Genomic DNA, 12,695 nt, shown 5'->3' on the forward strand with positions numbered 1-12,695 from the left:
GCATCCCGGCCCCGCCGACTCCTAAGGACGCCTGACACCGTGCATCCCATCCGCCCCATCGATCCCGTCATCACGTTCCGCAACAGCCAGGGGGAAGCCGTGCGCGGCACGCTGACCAATGTCCAGCGCCGTTCGCTGGTGATGGAAATCTACAACCCGTACTCGATTGTGCAGGTCAGCGAAGTGCTCAGCGAGCTCACCATCCGTTCGGGCGAGCGCAGCATTTACAAAGGCAAGGCGGTGGTCACCAGCTTGCTCAATACCGGGCTGATGGCGATGGTGTCGGCGGTGCTGATTGACGAATGGAACGAACTGGCGGCCATCGGGCGCGACGGCAAATCCGTTGGCGACGAGGCGCGCTCATTCGTGCAGGGGTGGAACACCCGTTTCAACGTGCGTCGGCAATACCAGGTGGTGGTCAGCGAAATGCGCGCCTATTTTTCCGAGATCACGCGCTGGATCGACCAGGCGGACATCAATACCGGATTGCCGCGCGCCGGCGACGGACGCGTGCGTGAAGACGTTTTCTTTGATCTGGCCTCGCCGTTGCTGGAAAAGGGACGCGAATACCTGCTGTGGTTTGAAGACGAAGCCGGGCGCGTCGATCCGGAAATCGCGCCGGTGCACCGCAGCTTCGCCCAGGCGGCGATTCATCCGCTGATCCTGCGCGCGCCTTTTGTGTACCGCACTTTCGCCAAGCCGCTGGGCTATGCGGGCGACTATGAAATGGTCAACCAGATCCTGGGCGACCCGCGCCAAGGGCCCAGCACCTACTTTCAGCTGGTCAACTACATGTTTCTGCAGGCGGGCGTGGCCGTGGCGCACCGCAACCGGATCGATATCCTGTGCGACCGCCTGGACGAGCTGGCGGCCGCTGCCGTGAAGGCCGGCCGGCCCATGCGCGTACTGAACGTGGGCTGCGGGCCGGCGGCGGAAATCGAGCGCTTTGTGCGCAACAACCCGCATTCGGACATGCTCGAATTCGTGCTGGTCGATTTCAGCGAGGAAACCCTGAAGTACACCGCCCAGCGCCTCGAAGAGGCCAGCCGGCCGACCAGGCGCAAGCTCAACGTCACACTGCAGCACGAATCGGTGAACCAGCTGCTCAAGCGCGCCGTGCGCGCGCAACGCGCCGCCCCCGAGGAAAGTTTTGACTACGTCTATTGCGCCGGCCTGTTCGATTACCTGACGGACAAGGTCTGCACCCGGCTCATCGAGTATTTCATCTCGCGCTCCCGGCCCGGCGGCCGCATCCTGGTCACCAATGTGCATTCGAGCAATCCGGAACGCAACTGGATGGAGCACTTCCTGGAGTGGTACCTGATCTACCGCGACGAGGCGGGCATGCTGAACGCCCTTCCGCAGGGCATCGAGAATGCCAGAACCTACACAGACCCGATTGGCGTGAACGTCTTTGTCGAGGCCATCGTCAGCGCCGACGCCAGCAACACGGCATGAACATCCTGCGTCTGCGCAATGACTCAGCCTATCGGCTGGAATTGCACGAGCATTTGCTGTTTTACAGCCGCATCACCTGTGTCGTGACCATCGTCCTGACACTGGGCGGCGTGGGGCTCGACAGGGCGTTTTATCCAGCCTATGCAGGCGACTTCGGCTGGGCGCGTGTCTGCGCGTCCCTTCTTGTGGGCCTGGTGCTTTTAAGCTACAGGCTGCCCTGGGGCCGCCGCAATTTGCGTCCGCTGACCTACCTCTGGCTCTGCATCCCCCAAGCCATGATCTGCTGGATGATCTACCGCACCGATGGCGAGCAGTCGATCTACTTCGTGGGCTTGACGTTTGCGCTCAGCGGCGTAGGCTTTTTCCTGCCCTTGTCGGTGATCGAGGCGCTGGCTTTTGGCGGCGTCACCTTGCTGGGCTATGGCCTGGCCTGCATGCTGCGCACGGGCGGCATCCAGGACTTCAACGCATGGCTGGGCAGCAGCACCTTCGTGCTGTTCTATACCGTCATCTGCGTGGTGATTGCGATCTACAGCGACAAATGGCGCTGGCTGTCGTTCCAGTTCAAGACCGAGGTGCGCAAGAAAAACATCGAACTCACCGAAACCAACCGCGCCCTGGCCGAAGTCAAGGGCCAATTGATCCAGCGCGAAAAAATGGCGGCCCTGGGCACCTTGTCGGCGGGCCTGCTGCACGAGGTCAACAACCCGGTCAACTACAGCCTGATGGCGATCAACATGGCCCTGATGGACCCGGCCGCCGCGCAAAGCGCCGACCTCAAGGAAAGCCTGACCGACGCGCGCGAAGGCATGCAGCGCGTGCAAAACATCGTCTCCGACCTCAAGACCTTTGCCTACCAAAAGCCCGGCGTGGACAGCCAGCGCGTGTTCCTGCTCGAAAAAGCCATCCAGTCCGCCCTGCGCCTGACGAGTTTCGAGCTCAAGGGCATCAAGGTGGAACTGGCGCTGCCGCAAGACACCCATGTCCAGGGCGACGAGCCGGCCATCATCGGCGTGCTGATCAACCTGCTGAGCAATGCCGCGCTGGCCTTGAGCGGCGCGGCGCGCGAGCAGCCGCGCATTTCCCTGCGCAGCGAACACCGCAACGGGCGCCTCTGGCTGGCGGTGCGCGACAACGGCACCGGCATTGCGCCCGAGAACATCGGCCGCGTGCTCGAACCCTTCTTCACCACCCGCGACGTGGGCGCCGGCCTGGGCCTGGGCCTGAGCATGTGCTACAGCATCATCCAGCGCCACGGCGGCCTGCTGTCGGTCAGCAGCGAGTTCGGCGCGTGGACCGAATTTTCCATCGACCTGGCGGTGCCCCAGCACTGACCGGCCAGCAAGCATGCCTTTCCCCCCCATCCCTCCAGCGCCCGAAGACGCCCGCATCGTCCTTTTCGTCGATGACGAGCCGCAGGCGTGCAAGTGGTTCACCCGCCTGTTCTCCGATGAATTCACCATTCTCACGGCGGGCGGCGCTGACGAGGCGCTGCGGACGCTGCGCGAGCGCGGCGCGGCCATCGCGGTGCTGGTGACCGACTACCGCATGCCTGGCCGCAATGGCCTGGACCTGCTGAGCGCGGCCCAGCAGGACTACCGGCATGTGGTGCGGCTGCTGGCCACGGCCTACGCCGAAAAAGACGTCGCCGTCGCCGCGATCAACCAGGGCCGGGTGGTGCGGATCCTGGAAAAGCCGTTCGACGACGCGCAGGTGCGCTCCGCGCTGCGCGAAGCCCTGGAAACCCACCGCCAGCGCGAGCACGAGCGCGCGCTGGCCAGCAACCGGGCGGCCGCGATGCGCGAGACGCTGGGCTTTCTGGCGCACGAGTTGAACACCCCGCTGGCAACGGTGCTCGGCTACATGGAAGCGCTCAAGGACCGGCACCGCGTGCCGCCTGCCGATGCAGCGCCCGGCCTGGCGCACATTGCCGAAAAGCGCGCCGGCGACACGCTCGCGATGATCCAGGCGGCTGAACGCCGGACGCTGTACGCGATGTCGCTGGTGGCCACCTTCGTGCAGTCCGCGCGCGCGGCCTACCCCGGCGCCGCGCCGGCGCCGCTGCGGGCCAGCCGCCTCGTGAACACGCTGCTGGACGAGTACCCGTTCGAGGGCAGCGAGCGCGCCTGGGTGAGTTGCGACCTGGCGGGCGATTTCGTGCTGCCCGGACAGCGCGACCTGCTCTACCTGGTGCTGTGCACCGTGACCAAGAACGCGCTGCTCGCATTGCGCGAAAGCCCCGCGCCCAGGCTGCACATCACGCTGGAACATGGCGCGAGCGCGCCGGACGGCGCGGCGCAGGCGGCCCTGCGCTTCACCGACAATGGGCCGGGCATTGCGCCCGGGATTCTCGCGCGGCTGACGCATGAGCCCGTGACCACGCGCGCCGCGCAGGGCGGTAGCGGCATGGGCCTGCTGTTTTGCCGGCGCGTCGTGCAGTCCATGGGCGGGCTGATCGAGGTCAGCTCCGAGCCGGGCCACGGCGCCAGCGTTACGCTGTTATTCAAACCTGACACATACCTGGAAAGGGACTGAACCATGAGTCCGGACAAAATTCTTTTCGTCGATGACGAACCCATGGCACTCAAATATTTTGAACGCCTGGTCACTCCCCTGGCGCCCGTGATCACCGCCATCTCGGTCGAGCAGGGCAAGGCCATCCTGCGCGAGCGCGGCGACGAAATCGCGGTGCTGGTGTCCGACCAGCGGATGCCGGGCGCGCGCGGCAACGAACTGCTGGGCTATGCGCGCGAATTCCACCCGGGCATCGTGCGCATGCTGACCACCGCCTACTCCGAACTTGGCGAGGCCATCGAGGCCATCAACAGCGGTGAAATTTACCGCTACATCACCAAGCCCTGGGACCTGGGCAGCCTGCACGCCGACCTGCGCAATGCGCTCGAACTGGCCAAGCTGCGCAGCGAGCGCGACCATCTTGCGCGCGAAAAGCTGCTGGTGCAGCAGCAGCAGCTTCTGGGCAGCCGCCTGGCCGGCCTCACGATGCTGGCGGGCACGGTACGCGGCGACAGCAGCGCGGCCCTGCACCGCTACGCGCGTACCGCCGTCGCGGCAGGCTGCAGGGTGCCCGCCACGCCCTGGCACAAATGGGACCATGCCGGCCTGCTGCAAGCCGAAGCGCGGCGCGGCATTGCCATTGCCCGGGATCTGGAACGCTGGCAGGCTGAATTCGGCGATGACCGCACACCCGAGCGCGCCTTTTCGCAACTGGCGCAGGCGCTGGGCGCGCAGGCCCGGGGCGCGAGCGTTCACCTGCCGTCGGCCGCGGCCCTGACGGCCCTGCTCGACGCCGCGCCGGGCCAGCTGCCCCAAGCCGCCGAGACCGCCTGGCTGGCCTGGCTCTTGTGGTGGAGCGCGCCTGTTCAGGTGCAGCCGACCGCAGGAAACAAGGCCGGCGGCTGGACGCTACAAGCCCCGGCCGGCGGTGCCGCCGAGCCCGCGCCACCTGCCGACTGGCTGGAGCGGATGATCGAGGACCTGGCGGAAATCTAGGCTTTACCGGGCCTCGGGAATTGCGCTCGGCTGGTTGCCCCTGGCCAGGTATTTGTCCAGGTTGGCCGCCGCCTGCCGCTTGACCTGGTTGCGGAAAAACGGTGTCCAGCCCAGCACCGCGCCGGGAATGCCCAGCGCCTGGCGCGACCAGCCCCAGAAATCGAAGCGGTCGCGGTGCCGGGTGATCAGCCCCGCGTCATTGAATTCAAACACGCCGTCGATGACGTTGTGCACCTGGCGCCCCGAGGCGCTGAAGCGGTAGTCGGCTTCCCAGTGCGCCTTGCCGGTTTTGTCGTCGGCCTCGATGCCGCTATAGACCAGCTTCCAGGCGTCGCGGTTTTTGGCCTGCGTCGCCTCGCACAGCATGCGCCACATGCCGCTGACCTGCTCATGGCCGCGCAGCGAGAACACCTCGTCGTCGAACTGCGCGTCTGGCGCGTAGCAGTCGGCCATGGCGTCGGCATCGAGGCGCGCGAAGGCGGCGTAGAAATTTTCGAGCCGGGTCTGGTTGGGGTGCATCGGGGTTCCTTGGGCGGGCGGTTGTTAAGGCAAAAAGGCGGCGACAGCGCCTGCGAACTTATACCAGTCCATGCGCCTGAAATAGAAACAGCCGCACATCAAACGGCCATTGACCTGACGCAAGATTTTGCGGCCGCCGTGCGGCATGCTATTGCCATGAACAACGCTACAAATTCCACCCCCGGCTTTCTCCTTGCGCCCACGCGCTTTGTGTTTTTCACCGGCAAGGGCGGCGTCGGCAAGACCTCGCTGTCCACCGCCACGGCGATTGCGCTGGCCGACGCGGGCCGGCGCGTGCTGCTGGTCAGCACCGACGCGGCGTCGAACCTCGATGAAATGCTGGGCATGCCGATGTCCAACCAGCCCGCGCAAGTGCCCGGCGTGCCGCGCCTGCGCATGCTCAACATCGACCCGGACGCCGCCGCCGAGGCCTACCGGCTGCGCGTGCTGGAGCAACTGGGGCTGGACGCCAGCGACGACGAGCGCAAGACCGTGCGCGAGCAGTTGTCAGGCGCCTGCACCACCGAGATCGCCGCGTTCGACGAATTCGCCGCGCTGCTGGCCGGCGAAGGCGAAGGCGATGGCGCGGGCAGCGGCTACGACCACGTCATCTTCGACACCGCGCCGACCGGCCACACGCTGCGCCTGCTGAGCCTGCCCAAGGCCTGGAGCGGCTTTCTGGCCGGCAACGACCGGGGCGCGTCGTGCCTGGGTCCGCATTCGGGCCTGAAGATGCAGGAAGCGCGCTTCAACGCCGCGCTGGCCGCGCTGAGCGACGCAAAGCTGACCACCGTCGTCCTCGTCACCCGGCCCGACCCGCGCCCGATGCAGGAGGCCGCGCGCACCGCCGAAGAGCTGCGCACGCTGGGTCTTTCCAACCAGCGGCTGGTGATCAACGGCGTGTTCCATGCCAGCCGCCCCGACGACCCGACCGCCCGCGCCCTCGAAGCGCTGGGCCTGCAGGCCATCGCGCAGATGCCCGATGCGCTGGCCGGCCTGCCGCGCGACGAGGTGCCGCTGCGCGCCTTCGACACCGTGGGCTTGAGCGCCCTGCGCGCGCTGCTGGGTGGCGGAGCGATTCCGGCAAGCGCGCCGGTTGCGCTGGCCGCCGAGTTGCCGGCCGAGCCCTTGAGCCGGCTGGCCGACGAACTGGCCGCGATGGGCCACGGGCTGATCATGGTCATGGGCAAGGGCGGCGTCGGCAAGACCACGATTGCCAGCGCGCTGGCCGTGGGGCTGGTGCAGCGCGGCCACAGCGTTCACCTGACGACCACCGACCCGGCCGCGCATGTGGCCGAAACCCTGAACGGCAGCCTGCCGAACCTGAAGGTCGGCCGCATCGACCCCAGGGCGGAAACCGAAGCCTACATTGCCAAGATCATGGCGACGCGCGGCAAGGCGCTCGACGAACAGGGACGGGCGCTGCTGCTCGAAGACCTGCAATCGCCCTGCACCGAAGAAGTCGCCGTGTTCCACGCCTTCAGCCGCGTGGTGAACGAGGCGCGCAGCGCTTTCGTGGTGCTCGATACCGCGCCCACCGGCCACAGCCTGCTGCTGATGGACGCCACCGGCGCCTACCACCGGCAGATGCTGCAGCAGTATGAAAGCAGCTCCAACGCCATGCACCTCATCACGCCGCTGATGCGGCTGCAGGATGCGTCGATGACGCATGTCATTCTCGTCACGCTGCCCGAAGTCACGCCCGTCAGCCAGGCAGCCGCGCTACAGGACGATTTGCGCCGCGCGAAGATCGAGCCCTGGGCCTGGGTCATCAACAAAAGCATCGCCGCCACCGGCACGAACGACCCGCTGCTAAAGGCCCGGCTGGCCGGCGAGCACCGGCAGGCCGCGCGCATTGCTGGCGGACTGGCGCAGCGAACCTTCGTGCTGCCGTGGCTGCCTGAGTCGCCGGTGGGGGTGCGGGCGCTGGAGGCATTGGCGGCATTCAATCCTGTTTAGGATGTGAAAAGTAATAACTTCCCGTTCGTCATTCCCGCGAAGGCGGGAATCCAGCAACACGGGTTGAATGTTCAAACGAGTCTGGATACCCGCCTTCGCGGGTATGACGGGAGTTTTTGGTTGGGCGAGCGGTTGACAAGCCTGGACAGGGCGGTGATGCAGCCGGTGGTGACGGCGCAGGTAAAAGGTTGCGCAGGACTCCCCCAATCAGGCATCAATATCGATATTCATGAACGAAACTCCCCCCAATTGCGGTCGGACTCCCGCCAATTAGCCACAAGCTCCCCCCAATCGGGACGCCGAGAAGCGTCACTCCCGCTTTTTAACGCCCATGGTGAAGGAACGTCTGCTGGAACTGCGCCCCCCGACATTCGAAATCGGCCCGATCAGACCTATCGCACGATTGCGGCCAAGACGCTATAGAAAATATAGCTACCCATGCGCACACAGCATGCGCAAAAGCCCGATTTAATCTAAAAATTCCGGCTTGATGCGCTGGCCCGCGCCTAAAATCCAGCCCAACAAAAGACCCTGAAAGCGTTGAGTCGTTAACGCAAGCCTGTCGGGCGCATAACCAGGCAGCATCGCATCGAAATGTACAGAGCAGAAAAGTGATCCATGCAGTTACGTGAAAAGCCAGGCCTGCCCCGAGCCTTGATCGGGCTGGCCGCGCGCCTGCCCTGGTGGCTGGGGCTGGTGCTGGCCGTGATCAGCTATGCAGGCCTGCACCATCTGGCGCAAAAACCGATGCCGGCGGCCCTGCAGCCGGGGCAGATGGGCAGCTTTTTGCTGTCGGCGGCGGCGCACGGGCTGGCGCTGGCCGGCCAATACCTGCTGCCCGTGTTTTTCGCAGCAGGCGCGCTGATCTCGGCCTTCAGGCGGGGCAAGGCCGCGCGGCTTTATTCCGCCGCCACCACGCGCGCCGGCGCCATCGACGCCATGAGCTGGCAGGAGTTTGAAATCCTGGTGGGCGAGTATTTCCGCCGCCAGGGCTTTGGCGTGCTGGACAACGGCGGCGGCGGCGCCGATGGCGGCGTCGATGTGGTGCTGCACGGTAGCGACGGCAGCTACCTGGTGCAATGCAAGCACTGGCGCGCGCTGCGCGTGGGCGTGCAGCCGGTGCGCGAGTTGTACGGCGTGATGGCGGCCCATGGCGCGGCGGGCGGCTTTGTCGTCACCTCGGGCGACTTCACCGAAGAGGCGGTGCGCTTTGCCGACGGCCTGGCGCTGACGCTGGTCAATGGCAGAACGCTGATGCGCGACATCCAGGCGCACAAGGCCAGCGGCCCGGCCGGCCTGTCAGCGCCCGGTTGCCCGCTGTGCGGCGCGGCCATGGTGCTGCGCCAGGCGCGCAGCGGCGCCAACGCCGGCAAGCAGTTCTGGGGCTGCAGCCGCTATGCGCAAGACCGCTGCCGGGGCACGCGCGAGGTCGATTGAAGCGCTCCGGCAAGCCCTATTTACTATTAAAATAGTAGCTGCCTACGCATACAGGCTGTGCGCAAAAGGCTTTTTTGGTTTAAAAAACCGGGCCGGCGCAGCAGCAAACGTCCAGACACGGAATAATGCACGGCTTGCGTGCCTTGACGCATTTATCCCCCTTAAAACCCAACCTACAGGAACACCATGCCCACCTACCATGTCGAAATGCTCGAAGGCCGCACGCTCGAACAAAAGAAAAAGCTGGTCGAAGCCATCACCCGCGTGAGCGTCGAAGTGCTGGGCGGTCAGCCCGATTCGGTCGATGTCCTGATCACCGACATCAAGCGCGAGAACTGGGCCACCGGCGGCAAGCTCTGGACAGAACCGAGAGACTGAAGCCCGCGCCCGCGCCCTCTACCAAAGACTGACCATGTGCCAACTGTTAGGGATGAACTGCAACGCGCCGACCGACGTGACCTTCAGCTTTCGCGGCTTCGCCCAGCGCGGCGGCCACACCGACACCCATGCCGACGGCTGGGGCATCGCTTTTTTCGAGGGCGACAGCAGCGTGGATGGCGCCGGCCATGACAAGGGCCTGCGCCATTTCGTCGATCACCTGCCGGCCTGCGAGTCGCCGGTGGCCGACCTGATCCGCCGCTACCCGATCAAGAGCCGCAACGTGATTGCCCACATCCGCAAGGCGACGCAGGGCCGGGTGGCGCTGGAAAACTGCCACCCGTTCGTGCGCGAGCTGTGGGGCCGCTACTGGGTGTTTGCGCACAACGGCAACCTGGCGGCTTATTCGCCGCGCCTGCACGGCAGCTTTCGCCCGGTCGGCAGCACCGACAGCGAACGCGCTTTTTGCTGGATCATGCAGGAGCTGGCCAAGTCGCATGCGGACGTGCCGAGCATCAAAGAACTCAGCATCACGCTGCGTGAGCTGGCGGCGCAGATTGCCCGGCACGGCACCTTCAATTTTTTGCTCAGCAACGGCCAGGCGCTGTGGGCGCATGCCTCGACCAACCTGGTGTACGTGGAGCGCCGCCACCCGTTCGCCCACGCCACGCTGAGCGACGAGGACGTGAGCGTGAACTTTGAAGAGCACACCCAGCCAACCGACCGCATCGCCGTGGTCGTGACCGCGCCGCTGACGACCAACGAGGCCTGGACGGCCTTCAAGCCGGGCGAACTCAAGGTGTTCGTGGATGGCGCGCTGGCCGACGCCTGACGCGGCAACGGCTCGCCAAATCGGGGGGATGGGCCGTTTTCCTACCCATAAATGGGTAGTCCACACAATTTGTATGGAATTGTCACGCAACTTACTCCCTTGCATTGAGCCGTAATAAACCCATAATTACAGTAAATAACATATAGTTACGATTAGCTCATCAGTAAACTTGAGGGCCGCCTAAACTCGCGGCCATGTCCACCCACACACCTACTTACACTCCCCTCCATGGCCATCGCACAGGCTCCCGCCTGGCCACCACGATGCGCTGCACCACCTTGCTCGTTGCGATGGCAGGCGCCTTCACGGCCCATGGCCGCACCCTGACCGTCATTGGCGACACGCAGCCCGCAGGCAGCACCTGGCAAGACAGTTCCGCCACGGAATCCAGCTCCACCAGGACGTGGCAACGGAGAAAACACACAAACACACAAACGCCAACAACGCCGACTCCAACGCCAACGCCTACGCCTACGCCTACGCCTACGCCTACGCCTACGCCTACGCCTACGCCTACGCCTACGCCTACGCCTACGCCCACCCCAACGCCCCCAGCAACGACTTCCAGCCGAGGCTTCCCCACCGCCGGTCCGTGGGCGTCCTTCTATGGGTCGGCGGACAGCATCGATCTGCCCAAATTGGCGGCGACGTACCGCATCCTGGACATTGACGCCGACCCGGACATGGGCAACTTCAGCGTCAGCCAGATCAAGACGCTCAAGAACGGCGGCGCCAACAAGGTGTTGAGCTACCTGAACCTGGGCTCGTGCGAAAACTTCCGTGGCTACTGGTCAAAGGTGCCGTCGGGATTCCTCTCATGCTCGGCCAACAAGGCGGCGCAATTGGGTACCTACTCGGGTTACAGCAACGAGGTCTGGATGAATGTCGGCAATGCCGCTTACCAAAACCTGGTCATCAACTACATCGTGCCCCGGCTCGCCGCCCAGGGCGTGGACGGTTTTTACTTCGACAACATGGAAATCGTCGAGCACGGAACGAACACCAAGAACGGCCCCTGCGACGCCCAGTGCAGCCAGGGCGGCCTCGACCTGATTGCCAAGCTGCGCGACAAGTACCCTTCGATGCTCTTCGTGCTGCAGAACGCGACCAGCGACAAGACGCGCCTCGGCCGGGCAACGGGCGCATCCGGCACAGTCGCCTTCCCGAGCCTGCTCGACGGCATCGCGCACGAAGAGGTGTACAAGCCCGTCCATGACACGTCCGTCGAAGCCGAACTGGTCAGCTGGTCGGGCATGAACCTGATGCCGGGCGGCCGCAAGTTCTGGATCGGAACGCTGGACTACGCCAGCAGCTGCACCAACACCAGCGCAGCCCAGTCGGCCTTCCAGTCCAGCCGTGCGCGCGGCTTCTCGCCTTCAGTCTCCGACTCCAGCGCGGGACAGCAGACCGTGTGTTACTGGCCTGCTTTTTAATCGGCTGACGCCTGGGGCCTCAAAGGCCCGCGCTGACCGCCTGCTCCAGCGCGTCGATGAACATCGCCGCCACGTCAAAGCCCATCTGGTCGTGGATTTCCTGGAAGCAGGTCGGGCTGGTGACGTTGATTTCGGTCACGTAGTCGCCGATCACATCCACGCCGGCCAGCAACAGGCCGCGCGCGGCCAGGATTGGCCCCAGCGCTTCGGCGATTTCAAGGTCGCGCGTTGACAGCGGCTGCGCCACGCCCTTGCCGCCGGCGGCCAGGTTGCCGCGTACCTCGCTGCCCTGGGGAATGCGCGCCAGGCTGAAGGGCACCGGCTTGCCGCCGATCACCAGCACGCGCTTGTCGCCCTTGACGATTTCGGGCAAGAACTTCTGCACCATCAGGCTTTGCGCGCCGTGGCGGTTCAGCGTCTCGGTGATCGAGCCCAGGTTCAGGCCATCCGGGCCGACGCGGAAGATGCCCATACCGCCCATGCCGTCGAGCGGCTTGAGGATGATGTCCTGGTGCTCGGCGTGAAAGCGCTTGATGTCCTCGGCGTCGCGCGTCACCAGCGTCGGGCCGATGAACTGCGGGAACTCCATGATGGCTAGCTTTTCCGGGTGGTCGCGCAGCGCGCGCGGCTTGTTGAACACTTTTGCGCCGTCGCGCTCGGCCTGTTCGAGCAGGTGCGTGGCGTAGAAATACTCGCTGTCGAACGGCGGGTCTTTGCGCATCAGAACGGCGCCGAATTCCTTCAGCGCCACCGCGCGCGTTCCGGTCTCTTTGAACCAGTCTGTGGCATCGCCGGTCAGCGTGATGTCGCGCACATGGGCCATCACGGCCGAGCCGCGCTGCCACATCAGGTCCTGCTGCTCGCAGGCGCTGATGCGGTGGCCGCGCCGCTGGGCCTCGCGCATCATGGCAAAGGTGGTGTCCTTGTAGATCTTGAAGGACTCAAGCGGATCGGCGATAAAAAGGAGGTTCATGGCTTGTGGGGTGACCTGGCGGTCTGGGTTGTGGGCGCCGGCCCGGACAGGGCGCTTGGCGTTGCTGGCCGTATTGTTGTCCAAACAGCGCCAGCGCGCCGGCCAGCCGCGCCGCGCCCGCGCCACCCTGCCCGGCTTTTTCAACCAGGGCGAATAAATCGCGCTGCACAGCCCCATGCCCAGCGCCACTTCATAC

Annotated in this window: 11 protein-coding genes; 9 read left to right on the top strand and 2 right to left on the bottom strand. The window is 65.2% G+C overall.

Translation table 11 applies throughout. The annotated features are described in order from the left end of the window. Positions 1–39 precede the first annotated feature (39 nt). From PNAP_RS18630 to PNAP_RS18645, 4 genes are read left to right on the top strand one after another with little or no spacing between them, the layout of a single operon-like run. The gene (locus tag PNAP_RS18630) at positions 40–1,458 is read left to right on the top strand and encodes a class I SAM-dependent methyltransferase (protein WP_041376809.1); all 1,419 of its coding nucleotides are present in this window, start codon (positions 40–42) and stop codon (positions 1,456–1,458) included. Next, positions 1,455–2,792, top strand: a complete 1,338-nt coding sequence (locus PNAP_RS18635) for a sensor histidine kinase (protein WP_011803089.1) — start codon at positions 1,455–1,457, stop codon at positions 2,790–2,792. Before PNAP_RS18630 ends, PNAP_RS18635 begins: the two co-directional genes overlap by 4 nt. Before the next feature lie 13 nt (positions 2,793–2,805). Further along, positions 2,806–3,993 (top strand): hybrid sensor histidine kinase/response regulator, encoded by a 1,188-nt coding sequence (locus PNAP_RS18640; RefSeq protein ID WP_011803090.1) that lies wholly within the window; start codon positions 2,806–2,808, stop codon positions 3,991–3,993. Between the two features lie 3 nt (positions 3,994–3,996). Next, entirely contained in the window at positions 3,997–4,968 is a 972-nt protein-coding gene (locus tag PNAP_RS18645; RefSeq protein WP_011803091.1) for a response regulator, read from the top strand. Positions 4,969–4,971: 3 nt separating this feature from the next. On the opposite strand, the gene PNAP_RS18650 is transcribed toward PNAP_RS18645, so the two are convergent. Then, on the bottom strand, positions 4,972–5,487 hold the full coding sequence (locus PNAP_RS18650; RefSeq protein ID WP_011803092.1) for a nuclear transport factor 2 family protein: 516 nt from the start codon (positions 5,485–5,487) through the stop codon (positions 4,972–4,974). Between the two features lie 156 nt (positions 5,488–5,643). Between PNAP_RS18650 and arsA the strand changes: the two genes are divergently transcribed. The 5 genes from arsA (at position 5,644) to PNAP_RS18675 (ending at position 11,526) form a co-directional block, all read left to right on the top strand. After that, entirely contained in the window at positions 5,644–7,446 is a 1,803-nt protein-coding gene (gene arsA, locus PNAP_RS18655; RefSeq protein ID WP_011803093.1) for an arsenical pump-driving ATPase, read from the top strand. Between the two features lie 618 nt (positions 7,447–8,064). After that, complete coding sequence (locus tag PNAP_RS18660; RefSeq protein ID WP_011803094.1) at positions 8,065–8,883, top strand: restriction endonuclease; 819 nt, start codon at positions 8,065–8,067, stop codon at positions 8,881–8,883. Positions 8,884–9,069: 186 nt separating this feature from the next. After that, a complete protein-coding gene (locus PNAP_RS18665) occupies positions 9,070–9,261 on the top strand; it encodes a 4-oxalocrotonate tautomerase (protein WP_011803095.1) in 192 nt (63 codons plus the stop codon). A gap of 34 nt (positions 9,262–9,295) precedes the next feature. Further along, a complete protein-coding gene (locus PNAP_RS18670; RefSeq protein WP_011803096.1) occupies positions 9,296–10,093 on the top strand; it encodes a class II glutamine amidotransferase in 798 nt (265 codons plus the stop codon). Positions 10,094–10,731: 638 nt separating this feature from the next. Then, positions 10,732–11,526 (top strand): endo alpha-1,4 polygalactosaminidase, encoded by a 795-nt coding sequence (locus tag PNAP_RS18675; protein WP_232290720.1) that lies wholly within the window; start codon positions 10,732–10,734, stop codon positions 11,524–11,526. 19 nt (positions 11,527–11,545) lie between these two features. On the opposite strand, the gene gshB is transcribed toward PNAP_RS18675, so the two are convergent. After that, a complete protein-coding gene (gene gshB / locus PNAP_RS18680; protein WP_011803098.1) occupies positions 11,546–12,499 on the bottom strand; it encodes a glutathione synthase in 954 nt (317 codons plus the stop codon). Between the last annotated feature and the right edge of the window lie 196 nt (positions 12,500–12,695).

It is taken from the genome of Polaromonas naphthalenivorans CJ2, from assembly GCF_000015505.1.
Classification (GTDB): Bacteria; Pseudomonadota; Gammaproteobacteria; order Burkholderiales; family Burkholderiaceae_C; genus Polaromonas; species Polaromonas naphthalenivorans.

Bases quoted from the DNA above. Each gene is read 5' to 3' on its own strand.
- PNAP_RS18670 (WP_011803096.1), top strand. From the start codon at position 9,296: ATGTGCCAACTGTTAGGGATGAACTGCAACGCGCCGACCGACGTGACC.
- PNAP_RS18645 (WP_011803091.1), top strand. From the start codon at position 3,997: ATGAGTCCGGACAAAATTCTTTTCGTCGATGACGAACCCATGGCACTC.
- PNAP_RS18640 (WP_011803090.1), top strand. From the start codon at position 2,806: ATGCCTTTCCCCCCCATCCCTCCAGCGCCCGAAGACGCCCGCATCGTC.
- gshB (WP_011803098.1), bottom strand. From the start codon at position 12,499: ATGAACCTCCTTTTTATCGCCGATCCGCTTGAGTCCTTCAAGATCTAC.
- PNAP_RS18635 (WP_011803089.1), top strand. From the start codon at position 1,455: ATGAACATCCTGCGTCTGCGCAATGACTCAGCCTATCGGCTGGAATTG.
- PNAP_RS18650 (WP_011803092.1), bottom strand. From the start codon at position 5,487: ATGCACCCCAACCAGACCCGGCTCGAAAATTTCTACGCCGCCTTCGCG.
- PNAP_RS18665 (WP_011803095.1), top strand. From the start codon at position 9,070: ATGCCCACCTACCATGTCGAAATGCTCGAAGGCCGCACGCTCGAACAA.
- PNAP_RS18660 (WP_011803094.1), top strand. From the start codon at position 8,065: ATGCAGTTACGTGAAAAGCCAGGCCTGCCCCGAGCCTTGATCGGGCTG.
- arsA (WP_011803093.1), top strand. From the start codon at position 5,644: ATGAACAACGCTACAAATTCCACCCCCGGCTTTCTCCTTGCGCCCACG.